The organism is Leucogemmata humicola (assembly GCF_055379415.1).
The window spans coordinates 4,320,756-4,346,115 of sequence record NZ_AP040875.1 but is presented as its reverse complement, the minus strand read 5'-3'; the positions used below and the strand labels follow the sequence as shown (position 1 = coordinate 4,346,115).

The 25,360-nt window shown below is 62.8% G+C and carries 30 protein-coding genes; 24 read left to right on the top strand and 6 right to left on the bottom strand.

The window, feature by feature from the left end:
• The first annotated feature begins 9 nt into the window (after positions 1-9).
• The 20 genes from rpsS to AC6H4Z_RS18430 all read left to right on the top strand — a co-directional run bounded on the left by rpsS (position 10) and on the right by AC6H4Z_RS18430 (position 13,046).
• Positions 10-336 (top strand): 30S ribosomal protein S19, encoded by a 327-nt coding sequence (gene rpsS / locus AC6H4Z_RS18525; protein WP_497543449.1) that lies wholly within the window; start codon positions 10-12, stop codon positions 334-336.
• The gene (gene rplV, locus AC6H4Z_RS18520) at positions 337-771 is read left to right on the top strand and encodes a 50S ribosomal protein L22 (RefSeq protein ID WP_497543448.1); all 435 of its coding nucleotides are present in this window, start codon (positions 337-339) and stop codon (positions 769-771) included. It abuts the gene before it with no gap.
• Positions 771-1,430 (top strand): 30S ribosomal protein S3, encoded by a 660-nt coding sequence (gene rpsC / locus AC6H4Z_RS18515; RefSeq protein ID WP_497543447.1) that lies wholly within the window; start codon positions 771-773, stop codon positions 1,428-1,430. Before rplV ends, rpsC begins: the two co-directional genes overlap by 1 nt.
• Positions 1,431-1,445: 15 nt before the next feature.
• Positions 1,446-1,874: a 50S ribosomal protein L16 gene (gene rplP, locus AC6H4Z_RS18510; protein WP_497543446.1), complete on the top strand. Its 429-nt coding sequence runs from the start codon at positions 1,446-1,448 to the stop codon at positions 1,872-1,874.
• A gap of 13 nt (positions 1,875-1,887) precedes the next feature.
• Positions 1,888-2,064, top strand: coding sequence for a 50S ribosomal protein L29 (gene rpmC / locus AC6H4Z_RS18505; protein ID WP_497543445.1), 177 nt, complete (start codon positions 1,888-1,890; stop codon positions 2,062-2,064).
• 1 nt (position 2,065) lies between these two features.
• Positions 2,066-2,341: a 30S ribosomal protein S17 gene (rpsQ, locus tag AC6H4Z_RS18500; RefSeq protein WP_497543444.1), complete on the top strand. Its 276-nt coding sequence runs from the start codon at positions 2,066-2,068 to the stop codon at positions 2,339-2,341.
• A 12-nt stretch (positions 2,342-2,353) separates the two neighbouring features.
• A complete protein-coding gene (gene rplN / locus AC6H4Z_RS18495; RefSeq protein WP_497543443.1) occupies positions 2,354-2,722 on the top strand; it encodes a 50S ribosomal protein L14 in 369 nt (122 codons plus the stop codon).
• Between the two features lies 1 nt (position 2,723).
• On the top strand, positions 2,724-3,128 hold the full coding sequence (gene rplX, locus AC6H4Z_RS18490) for a 50S ribosomal protein L24 (RefSeq protein ID WP_497543442.1): 405 nt from the start codon (positions 2,724-2,726) through the stop codon (positions 3,126-3,128).
• Positions 3,129-3,139: 11 nt separating this feature from the next.
• Positions 3,140-3,823, top strand: coding sequence for a 50S ribosomal protein L5 (gene rplE, locus AC6H4Z_RS18485; RefSeq protein ID WP_497543441.1), 684 nt, complete (start codon positions 3,140-3,142; stop codon positions 3,821-3,823).
• A gap of 71 nt (positions 3,824-3,894) precedes the next feature.
• Positions 3,895-4,080 carry a type Z 30S ribosomal protein S14 gene (locus tag AC6H4Z_RS18480; RefSeq protein WP_497543440.1) on the top strand — a complete coding sequence of 62 codons (186 nt, stop codon included), beginning with the start codon at positions 3,895-3,897 and terminating at the stop codon, positions 4,078-4,080.
• A 134-nt stretch (positions 4,081-4,214) separates the two neighbouring features.
• Complete coding sequence (gene rpsH / locus AC6H4Z_RS18475) at positions 4,215-4,613, top strand: 30S ribosomal protein S8 (protein WP_497543439.1); 399 nt, start codon at positions 4,215-4,217, stop codon at positions 4,611-4,613.
• Positions 4,614-4,624: 11 nt separating this feature from the next.
• Positions 4,625-5,164, top strand: a complete 540-nt coding sequence (gene rplF, locus AC6H4Z_RS18470) for a 50S ribosomal protein L6 (protein ID WP_497543438.1) — start codon at positions 4,625-4,627, stop codon at positions 5,162-5,164.
• 2 nt (positions 5,165-5,166) lie between these two features.
• A complete protein-coding gene (gene rplR / locus AC6H4Z_RS18465) occupies positions 5,167-5,520 on the top strand; it encodes a 50S ribosomal protein L18 (protein ID WP_497543437.1) in 354 nt (117 codons plus the stop codon).
• 3 nt (positions 5,521-5,523) lie between these two features.
• Positions 5,524-6,396, top strand: a complete 873-nt coding sequence (gene rpsE, locus AC6H4Z_RS18460; protein ID WP_497543436.1) for a 30S ribosomal protein S5 — start codon at positions 5,524-5,526, stop codon at positions 6,394-6,396.
• Positions 6,397-6,651, top strand: a complete 255-nt coding sequence (rpmD, locus tag AC6H4Z_RS18455; RefSeq protein ID WP_497543435.1) for a 50S ribosomal protein L30 — start codon at positions 6,397-6,399, stop codon at positions 6,649-6,651.
• Positions 6,648-7,145: a 50S ribosomal protein L15 gene (rplO, locus tag AC6H4Z_RS18450; protein WP_497543434.1), complete on the top strand. Its 498-nt coding sequence runs from the start codon at positions 6,648-6,650 to the stop codon at positions 7,143-7,145. Before rpmD ends, rplO begins: the two co-directional genes overlap by 4 nt.
• A gap of 9 nt (positions 7,146-7,154) precedes the next feature.
• Positions 7,155-8,492, top strand: a complete 1,338-nt coding sequence (secY, locus tag AC6H4Z_RS18445) for a preprotein translocase subunit SecY (protein ID WP_497543433.1) — start codon at positions 7,155-7,157, stop codon at positions 8,490-8,492.
• Between the two features lie 119 nt (positions 8,493-8,611).
• A complete protein-coding gene (locus AC6H4Z_RS18440; RefSeq protein ID WP_497543432.1) occupies positions 8,612-9,247 on the top strand; it encodes an adenylate kinase in 636 nt (211 codons plus the stop codon).
• On the top strand, positions 9,244-9,999 hold the full coding sequence (map, locus tag AC6H4Z_RS18435; RefSeq protein ID WP_497543431.1) for a type I methionyl aminopeptidase: 756 nt from the start codon (positions 9,244-9,246) through the stop codon (positions 9,997-9,999). The genes AC6H4Z_RS18440 and map overlap by 4 nt, the downstream gene beginning before the upstream one ends.
• Before the next feature lie 140 nt (positions 10,000-10,139).
• Positions 10,140-13,046: a M14 family metallopeptidase gene (locus tag AC6H4Z_RS18430; protein ID WP_497543430.1), complete on the top strand. Its 2,907-nt coding sequence runs from the start codon at positions 10,140-10,142 to the stop codon at positions 13,044-13,046.
• Between the two features lie 98 nt (positions 13,047-13,144).
• On the opposite strand, the gene AC6H4Z_RS18425 is transcribed toward AC6H4Z_RS18430, so the two are convergent.
• The 5 genes from AC6H4Z_RS18425 to AC6H4Z_RS18405 all read right to left on the bottom strand — a co-directional run bounded on the left by AC6H4Z_RS18425 (position 13,145) and on the right by AC6H4Z_RS18405 (position 21,049).
• On the bottom strand, positions 13,145-13,627 hold the full coding sequence (locus AC6H4Z_RS18425) for a hypothetical protein (RefSeq protein ID WP_497543429.1): 483 nt from the start codon (positions 13,625-13,627) through the stop codon (positions 13,145-13,147).
• A gap of 96 nt (positions 13,628-13,723) precedes the next feature.
• Positions 13,724-15,091 (bottom strand): hypothetical protein, encoded by a 1,368-nt coding sequence (locus tag AC6H4Z_RS18420; RefSeq protein ID WP_497543428.1) that lies wholly within the window; start codon positions 15,089-15,091, stop codon positions 13,724-13,726.
• A 43-nt stretch (positions 15,092-15,134) separates the two neighbouring features.
• Entirely contained in the window at positions 15,135-18,260 is a 3,126-nt protein-coding gene (locus AC6H4Z_RS18415; RefSeq protein ID WP_497543427.1) for a SusC/RagA family TonB-linked outer membrane protein, read from the bottom strand.
• A 392-nt stretch (positions 18,261-18,652) separates the two neighbouring features.
• Entirely contained in the window at positions 18,653-20,176 is a 1,524-nt protein-coding gene (gene ftcD / locus AC6H4Z_RS18410) for a glutamate formimidoyltransferase (RefSeq protein ID WP_497543426.1), read from the bottom strand.
• A 63-nt stretch (positions 20,177-20,239) separates the two neighbouring features.
• The gene (locus tag AC6H4Z_RS18405) at positions 20,240-21,049 is read right to left on the bottom strand and encodes an inositol monophosphatase family protein (protein WP_497543425.1); all 810 of its coding nucleotides are present in this window, start codon (positions 21,047-21,049) and stop codon (positions 20,240-20,242) included.
• Here AC6H4Z_RS18405 and trpS point away from each other — a divergent pair.
• The 4 genes from trpS to AC6H4Z_RS18385 all read left to right on the top strand — a co-directional run bounded on the left by trpS (position 21,043) and on the right by AC6H4Z_RS18385 (position 24,049).
• Positions 21,043-22,065 carry a tryptophan--tRNA ligase gene (gene trpS / locus AC6H4Z_RS18400; RefSeq protein ID WP_497543424.1) on the top strand — a complete coding sequence of 341 codons (1,023 nt, stop codon included), beginning with the start codon at positions 21,043-21,045 and terminating at the stop codon, positions 22,063-22,065. The two genes, AC6H4Z_RS18405 and trpS, sit on opposite strands and share 7 nt — an antisense overlap.
• Before the next feature lie 482 nt (positions 22,066-22,547).
• Complete coding sequence (locus AC6H4Z_RS18395) at positions 22,548-23,090, top strand: metal-dependent hydrolase (protein ID WP_497543423.1); 543 nt, start codon at positions 22,548-22,550, stop codon at positions 23,088-23,090.
• Positions 23,091-23,173: 83 nt separating this feature from the next.
• Positions 23,174-23,434, top strand: coding sequence for a hypothetical protein (locus AC6H4Z_RS18390; RefSeq protein WP_497543422.1), 261 nt, complete (start codon positions 23,174-23,176; stop codon positions 23,432-23,434).
• 354 nt (positions 23,435-23,788) lie between these two features.
• Complete coding sequence (locus AC6H4Z_RS18385) at positions 23,789-24,049, top strand: hypothetical protein (RefSeq protein WP_497543421.1); 261 nt, start codon at positions 23,789-23,791, stop codon at positions 24,047-24,049.
• Between the two features lie 125 nt (positions 24,050-24,174).
• Here the strand turns inward: AC6H4Z_RS18385 and AC6H4Z_RS18380 are convergent, their stop codons facing one another.
• Positions 24,175-25,323: a P63C domain-containing protein gene (locus tag AC6H4Z_RS18380; protein WP_497543420.1), complete on the bottom strand. Its 1,149-nt coding sequence runs from the start codon at positions 25,321-25,323 to the stop codon at positions 24,175-24,177.
• Positions 25,324-25,360: the final 37 nt, after the last annotated feature.

Below are 25,360 nucleotides of genomic sequence, written 5' to 3'. Positions count from 1 at the left end.
TCGATTCCCATGGGACGTTCAGTCAAAAAGGGTCCGTTCGTTCAGGAAGCGTTGACCAAGAAAGTCGATGCGATGAACGCGAAGAGCGAGAAGCGGGTGATCAAGACCTGGTCGCGTGCGAGCACTGTGCTCCCCGAGTTCGTGGGACACACGTTCGCCGTGCACAACGGGAACAAGTTCATCCCCGTCTACGTGACGGAAAACATGGTCGGCCACAAGCTCGGCGAGTTCGCGCCGACGCGCCTGTTCCGTGGACACACGGGCCAGAAGGCGGTCGACAAGAAGGCGCCGACGCCGGCGGCTCCGGCCGCTCCAGCCGCGCGCGGAGGTAAGTAAATGAGCGCCAAGAGTAGTGCGCGTGCGGAACGCCACGTCGCCGAGCGCAAGTTGGAGGGTCCGCAGGCGACCCAGCGCTCCACGCGCCAGTCGCCGTACAAGATGCGCCTCGTCATCGACGAGATCCGCGGGAAGAGCGTGAACGACGCGCTTGCCTATCTCGCGTTCTCCAAGAAGCACGCGGCCAAGCAGATCGAGAAGACGCTGCGCTCGGCGGTTGCGAATGCTGAGCATTTGGCGCGCGAAGGGAACACCTCACTCGACGTCGACGCGCTGTATATCACGCGCGCCGTCGTGAACGAGGGCCCGAAGCTCAAGCGGTTCATGCCTGCCGCCATGGGACGCGCGACGCCGATTCAGAAGCGCACGAGTCATATCGAAATCCGCCTCGCCGAAAAGACGGGGAAGGCCGCGAAGACCGGGAGAAAGCGCTAATGGGACAAAAGACACATCCGGTCGGTTTCCGACTCGGCATCTCGAAGGATTGGAAGTCGCGCTACTACGCGGGTCGTGACCTGCCGGCGTTGCTTCGCGAGGACGAACTCCTTCGTAAGTATTTGAAGGCTCGCCTTGGCCATGCGGCGATCGCGGACATCATCATCGATCGCAAGCCGGGCAAGGTCGTCGTCACGCTGCACACCGGTCGTCCGGGCGTCGTGATCGGCAAGAAGGGCGCGGAAGTCGACAAGCTTCGCGACGAGCTCGCGCACCTCACGGGCAAAGAAGTCGGCATCAACGTCGAAGAGATCAAGCGTCCCGAGCTCGAGTCACAGCTCGTGGCCGACAACATTGCGAGTCAGTTGGCGCAGCGCATCTCGTTCCGTCGCGCTATGAAGCGCGCGGTGCAGAGCGCCATGCGCATGGGCGCGCAGGGCATCAAGATCAAGTGTGGTGGCCGTCTGGGCGGCGCTGAAATCGCGCGCGTCGAGGGTTATCACGAGGGCCGCGTTCCTCTTCATACGCTGCGCGCCGACATCGACTACGCGACGTCGACGGCAAAGACCACGTTCGGCACCATCGGTGTGAAGGTCTGGATCTTCAAGGGTGAGAAGGTCGAAGACCGCCGTGGTACCACTTATTCCTCCGGCATGTAAGGAGGCGATTGAACAATGCTGAGTCCAAAGCGCGTCAAATTCCGTAAGCGGTTTAAGGGTCGAATGACTGGTCTCGCCCATCGTGGCAGTGAGATCTCGTTCGGCACCTATGGCCTGCAAACGTTGGAGCCGGGGTGGATCACGGCTCGTCAGATCGAAGCTGCTCGTGTGGCGCTGACGCGTCACATCAAGCGCGGCGGCAAGGTGTGGATCCGGGTGTTCCCGGATAAGCCGATCACCAAGAAGCCGGCCGAAACCCGCATGGGTAAGGGCAAAGGCTCGCCCGAGATGTGGGTGGCGGTGGTGAAGCCGGGCCGTGTGATGTTCGAGCTCGAAGGCGTGACGCGCGAAATCGCGATCAAGGCGATGGCGCTTGCGGCCGCCAAGATGCCTGTGAAAACCAAGTTCGTGGCCCGCGAGGAGGCGCACACCGATGCGAGCTGACGAAATTCGCGAAATGAGCAGTGATGATATCCAGACGCGCGTGAAGGAGCTCGAGGAGGAGCAGTTTCGCCTCAAGTTCCGCAGCGCGACGGAACCTCTCGAGGATCCGCTTCGCTTGCGTGTAATTCGCCGCGACCTGGCGCGCCTCAAGACTGTGTTGCGCGAACAGCGGGTAACGACCAATGGCTGAGATGACGAATACCAACGACGCCCAGACCCGGGCCATGCGCAAGACGCGCGTGGGCCTCGTCGTGAGCGATAAGATGCAGAAGACGGTCGTGGTGGAGATCGAGCGCCGCGTACCGCACCCGGTGTACGGGAAGATGGTGACACGCACCAAGCGCGTGAAAGCGCACGACGAGGAGAACACCGCCAAGACGGGCGACACGGTGCGCATCGCGGAGACGCGGCCGTTGTCGAAGGACAAGCGCTGGCGCGTGGTCGAGATCGTCGAACGGGCGCGGTAAGGGAGACGACCGATGATCCAGCAAGAGTCGATGGTCAAGGTGGCGGACAATTCTGGCGCGAAGACCGCCCAGGTGATCCGCGTCCTCGGTGGAACCCGCCGGCGTTATGCCGGCCTGGGCGACGTCGTGATCGTGGCAGTGAAGAACGCGCTGCCGAACGGCACCGTGAAGAAGTCCGACGTCGCGCGCGCGGTGGTTGTGCGCACGGCCAAGGAGACGCGGCGGAAGGACGGGAGTTACATCCGGTTCGACGAAAACGCCGTCGTCATCATCAACGAAAATGGGGAGCCCCGGGCGACTCGTATCTTCGGACCGGTCGCGCGCGAGCTGCGTGAGAAGCGGTACATGAAGATCGTGTCGTTGGCGCCCGAGGTGATCTGACATGAGAGATCTCAAGCATCGCAAAACCGACCGCCCGCGTGCGGTCAATCGCAAGCGTCACCAGGACAACGCCGAGCGTGTGAAGTTGCACGTCACGACGGGCGACACGGTTCGCGTGGTGCGCGGCGACGACAAGGGTAAGGAAGGCAAAGTCATCCGCGTCTACCGAAAGACCGGTCGTGTCACGGTCGACGGTGTGAACATCGTGAAGCGGCACCGCCGCGCGCGTACGGCCGACGAGCAGAGTGGCATCGTGGATTTCCCCGCGCCGATCCATGCGTCGAACGTCATGCTGATCGATCCGAAGACGAGCGCGCCGACGCGCACCCGCCGTCAGATCGACGACGACGGCACCAAAGAGCGAATCGCGGTCAAGAGCGGGGAAGCAATCCCGCGACCCCGCTGAGGAATTAGATCATGGCAACCAAAGAGAAAGAGAAGAAGGGCGGCTCGTCGGCGAAGAGCTCCAAGGGTGGCAAGAAGGGCGAGACGAAGCAGCGGGGCCCGCACGCGGGTGCCGGTCTGCCCGTTCCGCCGCCGCGCCTCAAGGAGTTCTACCAGGCGACGGTGCGCGGCAAGTTGAGCCAGCAGTTCGGCCTCAAGAACCCGCACGAGATTCCGCAGCTCGAGAAGATCGTCATCAACATCGGCGTCGGCGAAGCGATCAAGCAGCCGAAGGCGCTCGACTCGGTGGTAGAAGAGCTCGCGACGATCACGGGCCAGGCGCCAGTGCGCAAGAAGGCGAAGAAGTCGATCGCCAACTTCGGTCTGCGTCAGGGTCAGGAAATCGGCGCGGCGGTGACGCTGCGTGGCGCGCGCATGTGGGAGTTCCTCGATCGATTCATTTCGATCGCGATCCCGCGCATTCGCGACTTCCGCGGACTCGGCACCAAGTCGTTCGACGGCCGCGGCAACTATTCGTTGGGCATCAAGGAGCAGATGATCTTTCCGGAGATCAACTACGACGAAATCGAGTCGATTCACGGCATGGACATCACGTTCGTGACGAGCACGAATCGCGACGATCACGCGTATGCGCTCCTCAAGGAGTTGGGCATGCCGTTCCGCAGCGACGACAAGAAGGGCGGACGCGCACTGTAGGCAGAACGGGAACGCGTCGGGCGAAGCGTTCCGGCGGTCAGTAGACAACCATCTGAACAGAGAGTTCTGAAATGGCTCGTAAGGCCATGATCGAGAAGAGCAAGCGGAAGCCGAAGTTCGCGGTGCGGCAGCACAATCGCTGCGGTCGCTGCGGACGGTCGCGCGCATTTTTGCGCCGCTTCGGCCTCTGCCGTATTTGCTTCCGCGAGCTGTCGCTGTCGGGGATGATCCCCGGCGTGCGCAAGGCGAGCTGGTAGCTAGCTCAGGTCACTGTTCACAGGTCACTGGTCCGAGGGGAAACCCTGTGACCAGAGACCTGAGACCCGAGACCTGATCCGAACACTCAACATCCTCCACGTCCACAGGGATACGAGAGGACAAGGAACTATTCATGAGCATGACCGACCCGATCGCCGATATGCTGACGCGGATCCGCAACGCTTGCGGATCGAAGCACCGCCGCGTCGACATTCCGGTGTCGAAGATGAAGATCGAGATCGCCAGAATCCTGAAAGAGAACAACTACATTCAGGATTACTCGACGCTCAAGACCGATGAGGGCAAGCAGGTTCTCCGCGTGCGTCTGAAGTACGCCGGCGACCAGGCCGTCATTCGCGAGCTGCAGCGCGTCTCCACGCCGGGCCTTCGTAAGTACGTGGGCGTTGGCGAAATCCCGCGCGTTCGCAACGGCCTTGGCCTCGCGATCGTGAGCACGAACAAGGGCTTGATGTCCGACCGTGAGGCGCGGCAGGCGCGCACCGGCGGCGAGCTCGTCGCCGTCGTCTGGTAGGAGACACACCCATGTCACGTATCGGAAAACTTCCCGTCCAGATTCCTAGCGGAGTCACAGTGACGGTCGACAATAACGCGGTGAAGGTGAAGGGCCCCAAGGGTGAGCTGTCACACAAGCTCCCCAGCGGCATCACCGTCTCGCGCGAAGAGAATGTGCTCAGCGTCGCCCGCGCCTCGGACGAGACGAACCACAAGTCGCTCCATGGCCTCACCCGTTCGCTCATCGCGAACATGGTTGAAGGTGTGACGAAGGGCTATCAGAAGCAGCTCGAGATCACGGGCGTCGGTTTCAAGGCCGAGGTTCGCCCGTACGGTCTGCAGCTGTCGCTGGGCTTCTCGCACACGATCGAGTACAAGGCGCCGACCGGCATCAAGCTGACCGCGCCCGTTCCGACTCAGGTCCTCATCGACGGATCGGACAAGGCTCTTGTTGGTCAGGTCGCGGCTGAGATCCGCGGTCTCCGTCCCCCCGAGCCGTACAAGGGCAAGGGCATCAAGTACGCCGGCGAAGTCATTCGCCGTAAGGCCGGTAAGGCGGGAGGCAAGTAACCATGCCAGCTATTCCAAAGACACGCGAGCAGTATCGCCATCGGCGCCACCTGCGCGTACGCAAGAAGGTTTCGGGGACGTCAGAACGTCCGCGTCTCGTGATTTTCCGTTCGCTCAAGCACATCACCGCGCAGATCGTCGACGACGTGAGCCGTCGTACGCTCATGACGGTGTCGAGCACGGGCATCGAAACGGGCAAGAAGACGGAAAAGTCGCTCGAAGTGGGCAAGCGCATCGCAGCCCGAGCCAAGGACGCGGGAATCACGAAAGTCGTGTTCGACCGCGCCGGGTACAAGTATCATGGCCGCGTGAAGGCAGTGGCCGACGGAGCCCGCGAAGGCGGGCTGGAGTTCTAAAACATGGAAGACACTTCGAATTCGGGCGCGAGCTCTTCGGGCTCCTCGAGCACCGGCGGCGGACAGTCCGCGCGTAGCGGCGGCGGTGGCGGCGGTCGTGGTCCAGGCGGCGGTGGTCGCGGACCTGGCGGCGGCGGCGGTCGTGGCCGCGGCGGTGGCGGCGGCGGTCGTGGTGGTGGCGGCGGTGGACGCGGCGGCCCTGGTGGCGGTCGTGGTCGCGGCGGCCCCGGTGGCGGCCCTGGCGGCGGTGGTGATCGTCCTGGCGGCGGTGATCGCGGCGGACGTGGCGGCGGCGACCGTGGTGGTCGTGGCGGCGACGATCGTGGCGGTCGTGGTGGAGAGGCCAGCGATCTCGTCGAGAACGTGATCGCGATCAACCGCGTCGCCAAGGTCGTAAAGGGCGGACGTCGTTTCTCGTTCAACGCGCTCGTCGCGGTGGGCGATGGTCAGGGCAAGGTTGGTTTCGCGTCGGGTAAGGCGAACGAAGTCTCGGAAGCGGTCCGCAAGGCCGTTGACGCAGCGCGTCGCAAAATGGTGAACATCCCCCTCACGGGCGGCACCATTCCCCACGAGATCACGGGTCAACATGGTGCAGGCAAAGTTCTCATGAAGCCGGCAGCGCCGGGCGCCGGCGTCATCGCCGGTGGCGCGGTCCGCGCCATCATGGAATGCGCAGGCATTTCTGATATTCTTACCAAGAGCCTGGGTTCGACGAACCCGCACAACATGGTGCGTGCGGCGATGGACGGTCTCCAGCAGCTCACGACGGTCGAACAGATCGCTCGCGAGCGTGGGATCGAGCCGTCGGCCCTGGCGTACCGGTCGCGCGCGAAGAGCCGTCAGGTCGTGCACGCGCCCGAGAAGGAGGCTGTGTAAATGCCACGTACATTCGTGTGGCACCCGAGTAAGGGGCCACGGAAGACTGAGAAGCAGAACCTGCCCGAGACGGGTAACGTTCGGATCAAGCAGGTCCGTAGTGGCATTGGGCACTCGTGGCGCATGCGCGCGACGCTCGAGGCGATTGGTCTCAAGCACCACCAGGATGTGGTGGTGAAGGCGATCACGCCGGGCCTCAAGGGTCAACTCAAGCAGGTACGTCACCTGGTTCAGGTGACGGTGGAGGAATCATGAAAGCCGGAAGCGGGAAAAAGGCGGCGGGAAGCGAGGATGGAGTCGTGAAGATCGGACTTCACAACCTCTCGTCTGCTCCGGGGTCCCACCGGAATCGCAAGCGTCTCGGCCGTGGTCCTGGTTCGGGCACGGGTAAGACGTCTGGTAAGGGTCACAAGGGTATCAAGGCACGCGCCGGCCATCACGGTCCGGGCGGCGGCAAGCCGCACTTCGAAGGCGGTCAGATGCCCATCACGCGTCGTCTTCCGAAGCGTGGATTCACCAACCCGTTCCGCGAGGACAATCAGGTCGTGCGTCTCGACGATCTGGCCAAGCTCGGCGGTGAGATCACGCGCGAGTCGCTCGCCACGGCGGGTCTGATCCGCGACAACAAGGGTCAGGTGAAGGTGCTGGCGAACGGCGAGATTTCGCAGGCGGTCACGGTGAAGGGCCTCAAGGTCAGCGCCGGCGCACGCGAGAAGATTGTTGCGGCCGGAGGCCGCATCGAGGAGTAACCAATTCCCATGGCGCAAAACAACGCGGCGACGGCGGTCCAGAATCTCTTCAAGACCCCCGAGCTGAAGGACAAGATCCTTTTCACACTGCTGTGCCTTCTGGTTTACCGGATCGGCGCAGCAGTGACCGCGCCCGGTATCAACCCGCAGGCGATCGCCGACTTCCTCGATTCACAGAAGAACGGCGGTGGTTTGCTCGGTCTGTACAACCTGTTCACCGGCGGCCAGCTCGCGCGCGCCACGGTGTTCGCGTTGGGAATCATGCCGTACATCTCGGCGAGCATCTTCCAACAGATCGCGCAGGCAGTGGTGCCGTCGTTCGACAAGATGTCGAAGGACGAGGAAGGCCGGAAAAAGATCAACCAGTGGTCGCGCTACGCAACAGTGCTGCTCGCTGCAGTGCAGGCGTGGGGCTTCGCAATTTTCGCTGAGTCGCTTCCGGGCGCCGTGGCGAATCCTGGCTTCGGTTTCCGTCTGTCGATGGCCTTCTTCCTCACGACGGGCGCAATCTTCGTCATGTGGTTGGGCGAGCAGATCACCGAGCGCGGCATCGGCAACGGCGCCAGCCTGATGATCTTCTTCTCGATCGTCGAGCGAATCTGGCCGGGAATCTTCGACTCGTTCCGGTTCGTGAGCACCGGCGCGATTGGCGCGTTCTCGCTCGTCGTTCTGCTCCTCGTCATGGTCGCAGTCGTCGCCTCGGTGGTTGCGGTGACGATGGCCGCACGTCGCGTGCTGATCCAGATCCCGCAGCGTACGATGGCGCGGGGACGGCAGCGCGAGGCATCGCGGAGCTTCATTCCGCTGCGCATCAACTCGTCCGGCGTCATGCCGATCGTGTTCGCGCAATCGGTGATCGTCGTTCCAGGCGCCATTGCTCAGTTCATGGGCAACCAGCGCATGCGCGACTTCGCGGATTATCTGGCGCCAGGTACCACGCTGTACCTGATCCTGATGGCGATTCTCATTCTGTTCTTCACGTACTTCTACACGTCGATCATTTTCAACCCGGTCGACCTGGCGGAAAACCTGAAGAAGCAGGGCGGCTTCATTCCTGGCGTGAAGCCGGGCGCGAAGACCGCTGAGTACATCGACGACGTCGTTTCCAAGATCACGCTGCCGGGCGCGCTGTTTCTCACGGCGATTGCTCTGCTTCCAATCTGGATCGGCGAACTCATGAACACGCCGTTCCGTTTCGGCGGTACGTCGCTGCTCATCGTGGTCGGTGTTGCACTCGACACGCTGACGCAGATGCAGCAGCACCTGCTCCTTCGTAAGTACGACGGCTTCATGAAAAAGGGCCGAGTACGTTTCCGTGGACGGCAGGGCGCGCCGGGTGGCTTCTAGACACTAGGCGCTGGGCGCTGTAAACAAGGAAAGCCCGGCGGTTCTCGCCGGGCTTTTTTTCAATCGACGCATTCCCATTTCTCTAGCGCCCAGTGCCTCGCGCCTGGCGCCCACACAACATGATCATCGTCCTGTTCGGGAAGCCTGGTGCTGGCAAAGGAACACAGGCTCCCCTCCTCGCGAAACTCCTCGACATTCCGACGCTCGCCACCGGCGACGTGCTTCGTGCGGCGCGCCGTGCCGGAACGACGCTCGGCAAAGAGGCGCAGTCGTTCATGGATCGCGGTGATCTCGTGCCCGACACCGTGATCCTCGGTATCCTGCGCGAGGAACTGTCGCAGCCGCAGTACGCAAAGGGCGTCATTCTCGACGGTGCCGTCCGCACAGTGCCGCAGGCCGAGGGGTTGGGGTTGATGCTGGGCACATTGTCGCGACGAACCGACGCGGTGCTTGCGCTCGACATCGACAACGAAGAGATCGTGCGTCGCCTGAGCGATCGGACCGTATGCGAGAATTGTCAAACGCCGTACACCGGCCGCGCCGTTGGTGGTGTGTGCGACAAGTGCGGCGGCGCGCTCGTACGTCGCAAGGATGACGATCCCGAAGCCATTCGCACGCGTCTGCGCGTCTATGACGCCGAAACGGCGCCCGTGCTCGACTGGTACAAGCACAACGGCGATAAGGTCGTGATCATCGACGCGGTTGGATCGGTGGACGATGTGACGACGAGGGCGCTCAAGGCGCTGAAGTCGTGATCCAGCTCAAGTCGGCGCGCGAAATCGACTTGATGGTGCAGGGCGGAAAGATCCTCGGCGCCACGCACGACGTGCTGCGCAACGCCGTGCGTCCGGGAATCTCGACCGCCGAGCTCGATCAGATCGCCGAGGATTTCATTCGCAGCCACGAGGGGGCGATTCCGGCGTTCAAGGGACTCTACGGCTTTCCGGGAAGCATCTGTGCATCGATCAATCAAGAGATCGTGCACGGCATTCCGTCGAAGAAACGCGTTCTCGCCGATGGAGACATCATCTCGATCGACATCGGCGTCGGCTACAAGGGCTATTTCACCGACAGCGCCGCGACAGTGGCCGTCGGTACCATCACCGCCGAAGCGCAGCGGTTGCTCGACGTGACGAAACAGTCGCTCGAAGCGGGCATCGCGGCGGCGACGCTTGGGAATCACATCGGCGATATTGGTGCGGCGGTGCAGGCGGTCGTCGAAGCGGCTGGCTTCAGCGTCGTGCGCGACCTCGTCGGACATGGCATTGGCGTCGAGTTCCATGAGGAACCGCAGGTGCCGAACTACGGCAAGCCAAAGCGCCGCGAGAAGCTCGTGCAGGGGCTCACCATTGCCATCGAGCCGATGGTGAACATCGGTGGCCCGGCGACGAAGACGCTCAGCGACAAATGGACGATCGTGACGCAGGACGGGTCGCTCTCGGCGCACTTCGAGCACACCGTCGCGATCACGGAAGGCGGCCCGCTCGTACTGACGCGGGCGGCGTAGCGCGGGACAGCGGTACCCCCTTCTGGCGCGTACTTCCAGAGGCTAACCTATCCCAGGCTCCAGCCGTACAATCCCGTCCCCAGCCCGTCTCCTCGGCTGCTGGGACGATGCTGTTTTTCCCACCCTTCCGGAGGTTTTGGATGTCGATGCGGGGACTTCGTCCTTGGCGCGCCGCCGTTGTTGCTACGTTGCCGCTGTTGTTCGCGGCCGGCGCAGCGGGCGCTCAGGGGCACATCACGTCGCCGAAGGAGTTTTTCGGCCACAACATCGGTGACGACTACTTCCTCCCCAATTACGACCAGTTCATGGCGTATTGGAAGAAGATCGACGCTGAATCCGACCGGATGCAGGTCGTCGAAATTGGAAAGTCGTCAGAAGGGCGTCCGCACCTCGCAGCGATCATCACCGATCCGGCGAACTTCAAGCTGCTGCAGAAGTACAAGGACATCTCGATGAAGCTCGCCAAGGGCGAGGGACTGACGGATGCCCAGGCGCATGCGCTCGCGAAGGAAGGCAAGGCGGTCGTGTGGTTCGACGGCGGCCTTCACGCTACCGAAGTCCTCGGCGCCAACCAGCTGATCGAGACCACCTATCAGCTCATCACGCGCCAGGACGACGAGACGAAGCGCATCCTGAAGGACGACATCATCCTCGCCGTCCACGCGAACCCAGACGGCATGCAGCTCGTGGCCGACTGGTACATGAAGGACAAGGACACGCTGCAGCGGAACATGAACATTCCGCGGCTCTACAACAAATACGCCGGGCACGACGACAACCGCGATTCGTTCATGTCGAACCTCGCGGAGACGAAGAACATCAACCACTTCATGTTCTGGGAGTGGCACCCGGTCATCATGTACAACCATCACCAGACCGGTCCTGCCGGTACGGTGATCTTCTCGCCACCGTTCCGCGACCCGTTCAACTACAACTTCGATCCCATGATCGTCATGGGCCTCGACATGGTTGGCGCGGCGATGCACCAGCGCTTCCTCGAGGAAGGCAAGCCGGGCTTCACGATGCGCTCCGGCTCCAACTACTCGACGTGGTGGAACGGTGGTCTTCGCACGATCGGCTACTTCCAGGGCATCATCGGCATTCTCACCGAAGCGATCGGCAACCCGACGCCCGAGCGAATTCCGTTCATTCCCGAGCAGCAGCTTCCGCGCGGCGACCTGCCGGCTCCGGCGACGCCAGGCGTGTGGCACTTCCGTCAGTCGATCGACTACTCGGTGACGGCGAACTACTCGCAGTTCGATCTCGCGAGCCGCTACCGCGAGACGTTCCTGTACAACAAGTACCTGATGGCCAAGCACGCCATCGAGAAGGGCAACACCGATAGCTGGACGATCAGCGGCGATCGTATCGCCGAGGCTGAGGCAGCGTTGAACAACACGGCGGCGCAGGCTGGTGCTCCGGCGGCCGGTCGTGGCGGCCGTGGTGGCCGCGGCGGTGCTCCGGGCGCAGGTGCGGCGAATCAGCCGGGCGGCGCCGTCGGCGATCCAGTGGCTCCGTTTGGTCGCGGCGCCCCGGTGGACGCGCAGATGCGCGCGTACAACGAAGTGCTCCATGCCAAGGAAAAGCGCGATCCGCGCGGGTACATCATCCCGGCGGACCAGGGCGATTTCCTCACGGCGGTCAAGTTCGTGAACACGCTTCGCCACGTCGGCGTCTACATCGACCAGGCGACGGCACCGTTCACGGTCGCCGGCAAGCAGTATCCGGCTGGCTCGTTCGTGATCAAGAACAACCAGGCAGCTCGTGCGCACGTGCTCGACATGATGGAGCCGCAGGATCACCCGAACGACTTTGCCTACCCGGGTGGCCCGCCGCGTCGTCCGTACGACAACGCCGGTTGGACGCTCGCCTATGAAATGGGCGTGAAGTTCGACCGCGTGATGGAAGCGTTCGACGTGCCGAACACGAAGCAGATTCGCGGACACGATCTCGCCACGCCGCTGGCCGGCACGGTTGCTACGGCTGCGAATGCCGCTGGCTTCCTGATGTCGCACGAGGAGAACGACGCGTTCACGGTCATCAACCGCGTGTTCAAGGCTGGCGGGGAAGTGTACTGGACGAAGTCGCCGATGCAGGCCGGTGGAAAGACCTATCCGGCTGGTACGTTCTTCGTCCCGGCTGCGTCGCTCGCCGTGCTGCAGAAGTCTGCGGCCGACTTGGGCGTCAGCTTCGTCGGCGCCACGTCGCGCCCGGCCGATGCGCAGAAGCTCTCCGCGAAGCGTATCGCCCTCGCCGATCGTTACGGCGGATCGATGTCGTCCGGTTGGACGCGTCTCGAGTTCGAGAACTTCGAGATTCCGTTCACCGTCGTGTACCCGCGTGACCTCGACGCTGGCAACCTGAAGTCCAAGTACGACGTGATCATCTTCCCGTCGGACATGGGCATCGGTGGCGGACGTGGTGGCGCGGGCGGTGGTGGCGGCGGCGGAGGCGGTGGTGGTCGCGGTGCTGCCGCGATCCCGGCCGAGTTCCAGGCCATGCAGGGCAACCTGTCGACCGAAGTCACGCTTCCGGCGATCAAGGCGTTCTTGAACGAAGGCGGCACGGTGATCACCGTCGGTCGCGCCACGTCGCTCGGCTTCCAGCTTGGTCTGCCGATCGAGAACCACCTGCTCGTGAAAGCGCCGGGTCAGCCGGACCGCGCCCTCGCCGGTGAGGAGTACTACGTGCCGGGTTCGATCCTTAGCGTTGCGGTAGACAACAACGCGCCGGTTGCCGCTGGTCTGACGCCGAAGCTCGACGTCTTCTTCGACAACAGCCCGGTCTTCCGCCTCAAGCCTGATGCAGCGCTCAAGGGCACGAAGGCCGTCGCGTGGTTCGACACCGCCACGCCGCTGCGCAGCGGTTGGGCGTGGGGCCAGAACTACCTCGAGGGCGGCGCGGCCGTCGTCGAGTCGAATTACGGCAAGGGTAAGGTGTATCTCTTCGGACCCGAGATCACCTTCCGCGGCCAGCCGCACGGGACGTTCAAGTTCCTGTTCAACGGCATCTACGCTCCGACGCAGCCGCAGGGCATCGTTCCCTAACGGTTGATCGGAGTGCTCGGAATCGAAAAGGCCCGCCCGTGCGAAATGCGCGGGCGGGCCTTTGTTCTAAGTTTCCAATGTCAGATCTCTGACAGCCGCTAGAACCGAAGTCTGAAGAGCGGAATTCGATTGATCGCCGGTGGCTCGCCCGGCTGTTTGCCTTCATCGGAGCTGCCTCCGCCGGCGTGAATCGCGGCAACCACCGCAACGCCGAATCCAGCGACGATCGCGGCGCCGAGAAAGCTCGTCCGGCCGACATCGAGCTTTCGCTGCTCCAGGCTCACCATGTCCGCGGCAGCAAGCGGAACGCGCGCGTGCAGTTGCACCACATTCGCGACGACGTTCGACATCGCTCCGGTGGGGACTTCAACCAGCATCGTACCGGCGTTGTTCTCGACGACAGTTCCAGTCAGGACTCGAGTGTCGAACGAGCCAACGAGCGGAGCGACACGATCCATCGCGGCGCCAGTGATGCGTGCACGAACTTCCGACCCTGGCGCAACCGCGTTCACTTCGATGGGCGAATACGAATAGCATCCAACGACGAGCGGCATCAAAAACAACGGGCGCTTCAGTCTCACAATGCATCCTTCTGGTTCGGGATTCTGATTAGGAAAGAGCGCCGCGGGGAAAGCCCGCGGCGCTCTTTGCCCCCCTCTACAACAATGCTGCGCGGACTACTTCCCGTCGAGGCATCCCTTGAAGTTCGCGTTATTGCGCTCCGAGAACGGCACCGTGATCGTGGTGCTCGTTCCGTACGTGCCGTCGAGTGGTGACGTCAGCGCGGCGGTCGGGAAGACCGACTCCGAGTCCCGCTTGTAGATGCGAACCAGGCGGCGCAGATCGCCGAGGCGATGGCCGGTGAGCCACATCCAGTACGCTCGCTCCTTGTACAACTGATCGACCGCGTCGTTCTGCGTGGTCGGCGACGTGCCTGCGATCGCTGCGACGGTGACGTTCGCCGTCGAGGCGCCGCCGATCGGCGCGCCGCCAGTGCGCAGCGCGTTGAGTGCCGCGAAGACCGCGTCGCGAGCCGCCTGCGTGCCGGCCTGCAACTGGGCTTCCGCTTCGATGAGTCGTGCTTCCGCACCCGTCGTGACGACGCCGTCGGTGTACTGGCCGAACTTGAGCTGGTTCGGTTGCGCGGTGAACTGGCTGCTGAATCCAACGCGCGTCGACGTCGCCCACGGAATGCGTGCATCGGCGGTCGTCGGCTGGCTGAGGAAAGGCAGGCCGTTCTTGCCCTCGCTGGTCATCACGCGATAGCGCGAAGCACCGCTCGTCGAACCGCTCCACATGCCGTTGGAACCGCTGTTCGCCGAGTGCGACGTAGTCAGAATGAACGTCGTCGGTACGCCGGCAACTGCGGCCGCGGCATCCGTGAACTTACCGAGGTTCGCCAAGGCACGCGCCTTTCCGATCTTCGAGCCGTTGAGCACGCGGGCATTCGTCTCAGCCAGCGCGAGCGCCGAGTCGAAGTGTGCAGCGGCAAGCGTGAACATCGCGTCGGTGGTCATTGGCTGACCGAGCGTCGTCGTGGTGCCGTCTTCGCTCGAGAATGGGACGCCAGAACACCAACCTTCGCCGAGGAACATCTCGGAATAGGCGAGGACCATGTACAGTTCGCCGCGGTTCGCCAACGGCGTCGGTGCGGTCGTCGCGAGGATGCCTGCAGCGCGAGCGGCACCAGTCCGCGCGCGTTGCATCACACGATAGACCGCTTCCATTTCCGTGTTCACTTCGACCGACTTGCGGGCGTTGATCGTCAAGCGACCATCGAAGGTGTCGCTGGCGAGAAGCTCGTCGGCGAGGTTGCCGGTGATGGTCGTGAACGAATCGGTGTTGCCGTCGAACGCCGTCGCGAAATCGGCGAGCACGCCGATGCGGAGCGGCGTTGCGCCAGCGGTCGTGGTAAAGTCGCCCGGGTTCAGGATGTCCGGATCGGTCACCTTGAGCAACGAGTCCTTCGTACAACCCGCCGACGCGACGAGCGCAAGTGCGGCAAGTACCCAGGCGCGGGATCGCACCTTCGAGGAGAGTGACATCATTCTCCGGATGCTGTGAGTGTGAGTCATGGTAAGCGTCGCCTCAGAAGTTGAGATTGAGGCGGACCGTGAAGTAGCGAAGCGGCGGTGTTCCGAAATACTCCTCGTTACCGCGCTGGTCTCCGTTTCCAACGGTCGATTCCGGATCGACGCCCGTATACGGCGTCCAGACGTGCAGGTTGCGGCCCGCAGCGATGATGGTCGCGCGGCTCGCGCGCGCCTTGTTCGCGATCACATCAGGAAGTTGATATGAGACCGAAACTTCGCGCAGACGCGTGAACCGGCCGTTCTCGTAGTAGCCCGTGTACGTGGCGTAGTTGTTCGTGGCGATGACGTTCGCCTGCTTCAGCAGCGACGCATTCGGATCCCAGAATCCTTGGGCCGAGAGACCGCCCTGCGACTGGTGGCGAAGCGTGTTGTTGAACTTGTTCATGCCCTGCTTGTGATCGAGCTGCGCCGAGATCGCAAGCTTGTGCTTCATCATCTCGAGGCGCGGATTGATCGCAAACTCGAGCGTCGGGAACGACGGTCCGATGTAGATCGCCGTGTCAGCCGCGCGGCAGCCATTCACGTCCTGGCAGACTTCTGAGACGGACAGGATACCGTCGCCGTTCTTGTCGGCGTACGTGACGGGCTTGCCCCACAAACCATACAGCGGGTAGCCCGGCGCGTTGTACTGCGTCGCGCGATTGCCCGTCGAGATTGGCGTCACGCCTTGGCCGAGCGCTAGAATCTTGTTCGTGTTCGTCGAACCGGTCAGCTGCAGCTCGAAACCGAACTCGTTGTTCTCGATGAGCCGATTGTTGAGCGTGACTTCCTGGCCTTGATTGCGGATCGAACCAAGGTTGTCGAAGATGTTTTGCAAACCAGAAATCGACGGTGCGAGCGGACGTGCGATGATCGCGTCCTTCGTCTTCTTGTTGTAGTACGTGTATTCGAGCGTCGTGCGGCTGCTGAACATCGACAGGTCGAAGCCCGTCTCGAACTCACCCGAATACTCTGGCTTGAGGTTCGCGTTACCGAGTGCGCCGATGCGGACGCCCGGCTGATCGATGCCGGCGATGGTCGCCGTGGCCGACGTGAAGTAGCGGGCGGCCGCCGTGGTGCTCGGCTGTACGCCAGATGCGCCGTACGTTCCGCGAACGCGGAATGAACTGAGCCAGCTCTTGTGCGGGAAGAAGCTCTCGTCCGAGATGAGCCACGACGCACCGATCTTCGGATACAGCACGCCCTTGAACTGCTTACCGAACGAGCTGTTGCCGTCGTAGCGCAGGCCGCCGGTGACGAAGATGCGATCGGCGAACGAGAACACCTGCTCGGCGTAGCTGCCCATCGTGATCGTGAGGTCCGTTCCCGACGTTGCCGTCTGCGTCGCGCCAGAGCTCACCTGCGTTGCGCCCGGCGTGTAGTTGAGGCCAGACGATCCAGACAAGTCGGTGTAGGTGCGATAGTACTGCAGGCCCACCGACGTTTTGCTATTGAAGTTGCTACGCGGCGCGAACGTGCCCGTCGCACCGACGTCTACCGAGTACTGCGAATTCTCGGCGCGTTGATCGCTGATGCTGCCCGCGCGTGAGGTTTCGCCGAACGGACCTTGGTCGAAGCGCGTCAGGTTCTTCGTTTCGAGCAGGGTGTAATCGAATCCGAAGTTGGCGCGGGTGCTGAGCCACTCGAATGGATAGAACCGCGCGTTCGCGCCCTGCGTGAAACGGTTCATGTTCTCCGTGCGTTCCTGCGAGAACACGTCACCCATTGGATAGCTGCGGTAACCGTTCAGTGCGATGCCGCGGCTGTCTTTTAGATCGGTACGAGCGAGTCCGCCCAGCGCGTCCACCATCAATCCGACCGAGTTGTCTTCGCTCTGCGGTTGACGATTGGTGCGTGCGACGTAGCCGCTCGAGATGTTGAAGTCGGCCTTGGATCCCAGCTGCGTCGAGAGGTTTGCGCGGAGGTTCGCGCGACCGTCGGCGTTCGGGAAGATCGAGTTATACGGGATCGCCGCGCCGCGCTCCGTCTGGAGGCGGTTGATCTCGGCCTGCGGCATCTTGTAGGGTCCGAGCTCGCGATTGTACTCGCCGGACACGAAATACTGATTTCGCTCCGAACCACCGGTCACTTGGGCGCCAAGCTTATTGACGGCACCATGAACGAGTGGCGTGAGGCCGTCCTGGTTCAGGACGTTGCCGTGATACGTCGAATCGATTTTGCAGGCGCCGCTCGCGACTTGCGTCAGCTGACACTGCGTGAGCGTGCCGTTTGCGTTCTTCTGGAAGGAGATCCAGAGGTCGCGATAGTGGCCAGCGTCCTGATCGTTCGACACCGAGTTCTCGCCGAAGAACGACCAGCGCGTCGAGCCGGACTTGCCCTTCTTGGTCGTGATGTTGATGACGCCGTTCGCTGCTTCCGTTCCGTAGAGCGTAGCGGCGGCCGGTCCCTTGAGAATATCGATGGTCTCGATTTCGTCGGGGTTGATGTCATCGAAGCGCGAGGAGCGCGTTGCGCTGCCATCCGTCGCGGTCGAGTTGACCTTGATGCCGTCGACGTACACGACCGGCGCGTTGCCGAGCGAGAGCGACGACTGGCCGCGAACGCGGATACGCGAGCCGCCGCCAGCTGCGCCGGCAGACACGATCTGCACGCCGGCTGCCTGACCGGAGAGCAACTGTCCGAGTGAGTTCGCCGACGTTTCAGTCGCCTTGGCCGCGATGTCGACCGAGGCAACTGTGTTTGCAATTTCAGCCTTCTTTTGCGCGCCCGTGACGGTGACGACCACTTCGCCGAGGGAGAACGCAGCCTGACCGAGAGCGACGTCGGATGTCACGGTCTGGCCGCCGACAACTCGAACCGTTGCCTTCTTTGCTTCGTAGCCGATGCGATTGACCTGCAGTTCAACGGACCCAGCGGCGACGCCGCGGATTGTATACCGTCCGTCTTCGCCGGTCTGTGCGCCGAGCTGTGAGGAGCCAACTCGAACGCTTGCGCCAGCGATCGGAATGCCACTCGTAGCGTCCGTGACCTTGCCGGAGATCACGCCGGTTGTGCCTTGAGCTGACGCGCGCGTTGTGGCGCCGAGTAGACCAATCGCCGCGAGTGCGAGTGTGGTCCATCGCCGCCAAGGGGCGGGCCGAACGGTGAGTGTTGGTGCAGTAAGATGCCGACCCCATCGCATAGCAGAGTTCTCCCAGGCAGGTGATGCGTTGGCAAGAACTGCGACCGTCATCGGGCGCAGGTACGTCCGACTACTCTTTTGTGCGTGCCGCTATTGCAGGCGCTCACACGCGCGCAGACGTCGTCAGCTGCGCGGTGGTCGTTGGATTGGAGGGGCGAACGTACCGGCAACGCCACGGGCTGTCAACAACATGGCGTCGATTGACAACTCTCGTGATGGGCATTTCCGTCACGCTGCCGAATAGGTGACAGGTTACGGAAAGGCAAGGGTTGAGTCGAAGGGCTGGGACGATCGCCGACGTCTCGACTCAGGACTCCGGCGTTCGCCGTGTTATTGCTTTCCCATACGAAGAAGTGACATCGGCGCCGAGCACCGATGTCACCTTGTCCCGCTCACCCAATCGCGCGTTCGACGGCCGCCGTTGCTTCGTCGACGTACTTCTTTGTCTGCGCGAGGAGCTGGTTCGCCTCTTCGATCAAGCCCTTGCCGCGCGACTTGTCTTCGAGTGACGAGATGTTGATGCGAACATTGTAAACAGCGCCGCGACAAGCGGCGTCAGCGAGCAGCGCGGCGACGCCGGCATCGGACACAGCGTTGGTGTTGCCCTTGTTCGCGCACGTCGCGGCCAACTCGGCGACCGCCGCGCAGGCGCGTGCCGTCTCGAGCGGAACTTCGGCCGCACCAAGGAGCGCATCGGTGATCGCGGCGGCACGTTTGGTCGCCGCGTCTTCCGGCTCCGACGGCATTTTGTACGCGGAGGAGACGGCGCCATACGCATCAGCGTCGCGCTGCACGAGCGACGACAGGGTCGTCACAAGACCCGCAGCCTTGAGTCCGAGCTCGCGCATCTCCGTATCGACTGACACGTATTTCTTTCGGCCGGCGGTGAGTCCAGCCACCATCTGCGCGAGCGCGGCACCGAGTGCACCCACGTGCGCGGCGACGCTTCCGCCACCCGGGGTGGGCGACGACGACGCGACGGAAGAGACGAAGCCAGTCAGCGATTCACCACCCGAGACTGCGGCGCGTACTTTGTGCTCGAGCACCATCTCGCTCTTGAAGTCGCGCAGCTGAATGTGGCGCGCGGCGGTCTCGAACAGGGCGCGCTCGGGAACTAGCCCGACGATCTCACTCCAGGTCGGCGACACGCCTTGGGCTTCCGCTTCCATCTTCACCATGTCGTACGCGCGGTGCAGCGGCGTCTTCTCCGTGTCAACGAGATTCATCGACACCTGCGCCTGACCGTCGACCTCGAGGCCCAGGCCTTTCACATAGCGCAGACCGCCCGACGATCCGCGCACGGCTTTCGCGACGTTCTTCGCGACGGCGAGGTTCGACGCCGGGCCGAGGTAGACGTTGTAGGCGACGAGGAAGGGACGCGCGCCAATCGCTGTCGCGCCGGCGGTCGCGTGCACATTCGACGGACCAAAATCCGGTCGTCGCGTAGCGGCGCCGGCTTTCATTTCGTTCCGGATCCCTTCGAACTCGCCACGGCGCACGTCGGCGAGATTCTCGCGTGTCGGTGTCGTGGCGGCGCGCTCGTATAGGAAGACTGGAATCCCGAGCTCCTTTCCGACGCGCTCGCCAAGGGTGCGCGCGAGGACGATGCAGTCTTCCATCGTCGTGCCTTCGAGCGGAATGAAGGGCACGACGTCGGTGGCACCCATGCGCGGGTGCTCACCGGTGTGGTGATTCAGATCGATGCGTTCACGCGCCTCTCGAATGCCGGCGAATGCTGCGTCGACGGCTTTCTCGACGGGCACGACGAGCGTCATGACCGTGCGATTGTGCGATTGATCGGAGGAGACGTCGAGAATCGTGACGCCCTCGACGGCCGCGATCGCGTCGCGGATGGCGGCGACGACGTCAGGGCGACGGCCCTCGGAGAAGTTCGGAACGCATTCAACCAGGCGCATGACAGCTAGGGTTCAGGGTTTCGAGTCGAGGTTTGGACGAAGTCTAATGCGGCCGGCGAAACGCTAAACTGCCGCTGCCAGCGCCTCGCTCAACCATCTGTGCATCGCCGGGTTTCCGGTGATCAGACCCGTGTGGTCCACGCGTGCTGGGGCACCGGCGAGGTCGGTCACGATTCCCCCAGCTTCGCGGATGAGGAGAATCCCGGCGGCAATGTCCCACGGGGCGAGCGTGATTTCCCAGAAGCCCTCGAAGCGGCCAGCGGCGACGCATGCCAAGTCGAGCGAGGCGGCTCCAGGCCGACGAATCCCGGCGGTCTCTCGCATGATCCGCGGCAGCATGAGCAAATACTCATCGACGTGCTCGTTGCCCTTGAACGGGAAACCGGTGCCGATCAGCGCTCGCGCGGGTTCGGTGATCTGTGAAACGGCGATGGGCTGGCCATTCAATCGGGCGCCGCCACCGGCGGTGGCCGTGAACAGCTCGCCATTCGCGACGTTGAGCACCGCCGACGCGGCGAGCTCGTCGTCGATCATTGCGGCGATCGAAACGGCGTACCAGGGCAGGCCGTGAAGAAAATTCGTCGTCCCGTCGAGCGGGTCCGCCACAAAGACGAGTCCCGCGCGGTCGGTCATCGTCGGGGAAAGCTCTTCGCCGAGCATGCGTGCATCGGGGTGGCGCGAGGCGACCACTTCGGTGATGGCTTCTTCGGCGCCGCGGTCGATGTCGGTCACGAAGTCGAATTCCGACTTCCGTTCCCAGGTGATGCTCGGGCGATCGGCGGAGCGTTCGCGAATGACCTGTGCAGCGCGTGCGGCGGCAGCGACGCAGGTCGCCAGCAGCGCACGGTTCGTATTAGTTTGACCGGATGTCACGGATCTTCAGTGGAATACAGCCGTCCGGGGAATTGCACGTCGGCAACTACCTCGGCGCGGTGAAAAACTGGGCGCTCCTGCAGCACTCGTTCGACACGATCATCTGTATCGTGGACTACCACGCGATCACGGTGAAGTACGAACCCGAGCAGTTGCGTGAGCGTCGACGGGCGATGGCGATCGGTCTGCTCTCGGCGGGAATCGATCCGAGCGCGGCTGCGCTGTTCGTGCAGTCGCAGGTTCCGGAACATACCGAGCTGGCCTGGATTCTCAACACGGTCACGCCGCTCGGCGAGCTCGAACGGCAGACGCAGTTCAAGGAAAAGTCGCAGCGACAGGAGAGCGTCAACGCGGGCATCCTGAACTATCCGGTGCTGCAGGCCGCGGACATTTTGCTCTATCGCGCCGACAAGGTTCCGGTCGGTGAAGATCAGATTCAGCATCTCGAGCTGTCTCGGGTTGCTGCGCGTCGCTGGAACGGCCTATTCGGCCGCGCAACGGGGCGCACGACCGAGGATGGGGCAGAGGAGCGCGAGGCGTTTTTCCCCGAGCCTGAGGCATTGCTGACGCCGACGCGCCGTATCATGGGCCTCGACGGCCAGTCCAAAATGTCGAAGTCGATGGGCAATACCATCGGGCTGCTCGAGTCGACCGAGGCGATCTGGGCCAAGCTTCGGCCGGCTGTGACCGATCCCAAGCGAATTCGCAAAACTGATCCGGGCACGCCCGAAGTATGCAACATCTATCATTTGCACAAAGGCTTCAGCACGCCGAGCACCGTCGAGCACGTGGCGACGCAGTGCAGCACAGCGGGTTGGGGCTGTATCGACTGCAAGAAGGTGCTGGCGGAATCGATGGAGCAGGAGCTCGTTCCGATTCGCCGCCGCGCCGCGGAGCTGGCGCAGGATACGCAGCTCGTGGAAGACGCTCTGGCTACCGGAGCGGCTCGCTGCCGAACCTTGGCGCGCGAGACCATGGATGCTGTGCGTGATCGGATGGGCTTTGACCCCCTCTGATCGCGCACCGGTGTCCGGCATGAGCCGTGCATTTTGGGTGGTCGGTCTCGCCGCCGGCCCTGCTGCCGCGCGCTGCCGGCGAGGATGAAGTACTTGCGCGGCTCCTTCCCGGCGTCTCATGCGGTTCCTCAGTGCACTACTCGCGCGAATCAAGGCCTGGAAAGCGAATCGACGCGTCCATCGGACGCTGACCCCTACAATCTTCAATTTTTCTGTTCACGCCGCGTCGATTCACCGCGAGGTGACACCACACGGCGTGCGCGTGTTCAGTCTTTGCGGAAGTTGTGGAACGATGTTGCAAGCCAGCGCGACGCTCTGCGACGAGTGCGCGCAAAAACGAAGCAAGCCGGCGCGTCCGTATTGAGCGTCGGGTGGGCGGCGCCGAGCGTCGTGCGATGAAGCAGATCGCAATCGGCGTCGCCCTCGTTCTTCCCTGGATGTGGCTCGTCGCGCTCGACCATTACCTGCGACGCACGCGCTGAGTGTACGCCGGCCACGCCGCAATCGCCCTTCTCGTCAAAGGCGTTCGACCGCGAATCCCGCTCGCCGTTCTCGTCCCGGTCGCCTTCGCGCCGGACTGGATCGAGTGGGTCCTGGATCTCCTTGGACATCACGACCGCATTCTGTCGCACTCGCTGGTGTCCGTTGGAATCGGCGCGACGCTGGTTGCACTCGGTTATTGGGTATTCTCTCGCCAGCCGGGCGACGCGCTTGCCGTTGCGCTGACATACATCTCGCACTGGGCGGCCGACTTCATCACGGGCATCAAGCCGACCTGGCCAGGCGGGCCGCAAGTCGGGCTCATGTTGTATGAGCATCCGGTTGCAGATGTTTTGCTCGAAGTCGTCGTGATCGTTCTCTGCTGGTTCGTGTATTCGCGATCGCTCTCGCCGAGTGCGCGCCGGCGCCCCGTCAAGTTTCTCATCCCGGTGGGGTTGATTGCGATGCAGATCGGTTTCGCGGCGATTCAGGACCCGGCGATCAAAGAGCCGCTTCGCGACATGACGACACGGCTCTACCCGTAACTCTCGTTGGCGTGTTCAGCTCGCTGTGCAGGGCGACCGCATGCGTCTTGCACCGCTCATGAGCAACTCAACGCGAGTGAATCATGGCAAACGACAAGGGTCCGCGCGGACTGCTGACGCTGGTGTGCCTGACGTGCGGCAACGAGAAGTTCTACGACAAGGCAGCGCCGAATGCGGTCACGTGCGAGAAGTGCGGGGGCACGGTGTTCCGCAATTTTGCTACGCCAACCGAGCCTGATGACGCCGCGATCGCGTCGTTGGAAGAACAGGCGCGGAGTATCAGCTACGGCGATGCGTCGCCTGACACGCTGCCTGGCGACATCACCGATCTCGACGCGCGCTAGCGGAGCCGTGGGCACTGGTAGCATTTGAGGTGTTACAAAGCGGTGGAAACCGAAGTCAGCTTTGATCTGGCGGGCGACTTCGGGGTATGTACATTCCCGCCGTGTCGTCACCCAAACAGGCTCAGCGGAGGAGACTCTGGAAGCGAGTCCTTGAGGCCGCGCGCGAGATCGGCATCCTCCAGATGACGTTTGCTCCGCTCGATTGGGCGTTGGAGTTGCGTGGTAGCTCAGCAGATTTGCGTCCGGCGATTGTCTTGGCTTCGACCGGGTTAGTAATCTTCCTCGCAGCGATTGTTGCGGAATGGTTTACGGTGACTACAGATGATGATTAGCGACCAAAACTTTTCCGCACTCTTGACCTACGAGATTACGCTCGCCGTCGTGGTCGTAGGCGCCTGCGTGGCCGTCGCCCTTGCCAGTGTTCGAGCCGAGCGGGAGAAGGCTGAAGCAATCAAGGCGAACGCAAAGCAAGAGATCGTGCGCCGGGTCGCGGACCTTCACGAGAGCATCGCCATCGTTCGGGCGACCATCGTGCTTGACCTGACCGGTGGGGCCTCTAGGCCGAAGATCATTAAGACCAAGACAACCAGTCTGGTCGGCGCTGAGAAGAAGTAGCGGACATCCTATGCCCGCCAAAAAGTCCCCGGTGAAGTCAGCAAAAAAGAAGAAGCCGTCCCCGAAGAAGCGGACGGCACCCTCTCGCGACCCAAACGTCGCGGCCTTCGATGTTGTAGCGCGTCTCACTCAACAGGCGGAGAATCTCCCTCTTCCGAAAAAGGCAGCGATAACGCCGCAGGGTCGGAAGGCGCCGCGATCAGCGCGCGCGGTCGAGTAGCGCCAACACTCGCGCGCTTGGCGCGTGGCACGCGGGGACTGTCGCTCTCACCGGCCAGTAAGGGCGTCTTGCTGTAGCTGGGCAGCTTCATGTCGACGAGTGCCATGAACTCGTCCCACTGACCCGGCTGAAAGCGATCCGCGAGTCCTTCCACGAGTCCTAGGTGATGGAGCAGGCGGGGAGTGCCGTAGTTCTTCGTCAACAACTGATGATGCTTGTGCTTCCGGCGCCCGTCCTCCAACGGGTTGCGGCGGCGCAGTTCGTCCTTGATGACGGGCGCCAGCCTGTCCCAGACGAGATCGTTCACGAAAATGCCGAAATAGCGTGGCATCTTCATGTCGTCTTTCAGCGTGCGCCCTCGGATACGACAGAGCTGCTCGAAGAAGGAGCGGGGGAAGGTCGGCACCCACTGCTGTAGATCCTTCGCCACATAGGCGCGGATGACCCGTGCGATGTCCCGCTGGTCCTGATCTGCGCGGAATCCCGTCGCATCATCCACCAGCACTTCGATCATCTTGTAGGCGAGAGCGCGCATGAGCTTTCGCGCCTTTTCGGCAATCAGCTTCTGCCGCGTCCCTGTGAGAGCGCCTGCCTCGTCGGCGTCCATCCAAATCTCGCAGATCTTCGGGATGATCTCTGCCTTAATGCCAACGCCGATCTGGCCGCCGTCAGCCACATAGCGCACCGATATTGACTGCAGATCACCTAAATGCTTGTCGATAAAAGGCTTAAGGCTCTTGGAACTCAGGAAATGCGGCACATCTGCAGCGCGGTCCTCGGCCGTCCGGTTCTTGGCTACCCACCCGCTGTAGTACATCCCCATTCCCTTCATGAAATCCGTCTGCGTGAGCACCCGAGTCCTGTCGTCTGACAGCACGGCGCACGGCAATCTCAGATCTCCGATCTCCAGCGTGCCCGGATACTTCGCGGTTGGCAGGTCCGCGCCCCACCTGGCGAGAGCCGCTTTGCGAGAGGCTTCGCTCCGCTGTTCCTTCGTCAGGTTGGCCGCCCGTTTCTTACCGCCCTGTGCCCCGAACCTCTTCGACTCGTCCACCGGCGCTCCTTGTTGTGCGTAGGGGTTAGAATACAGC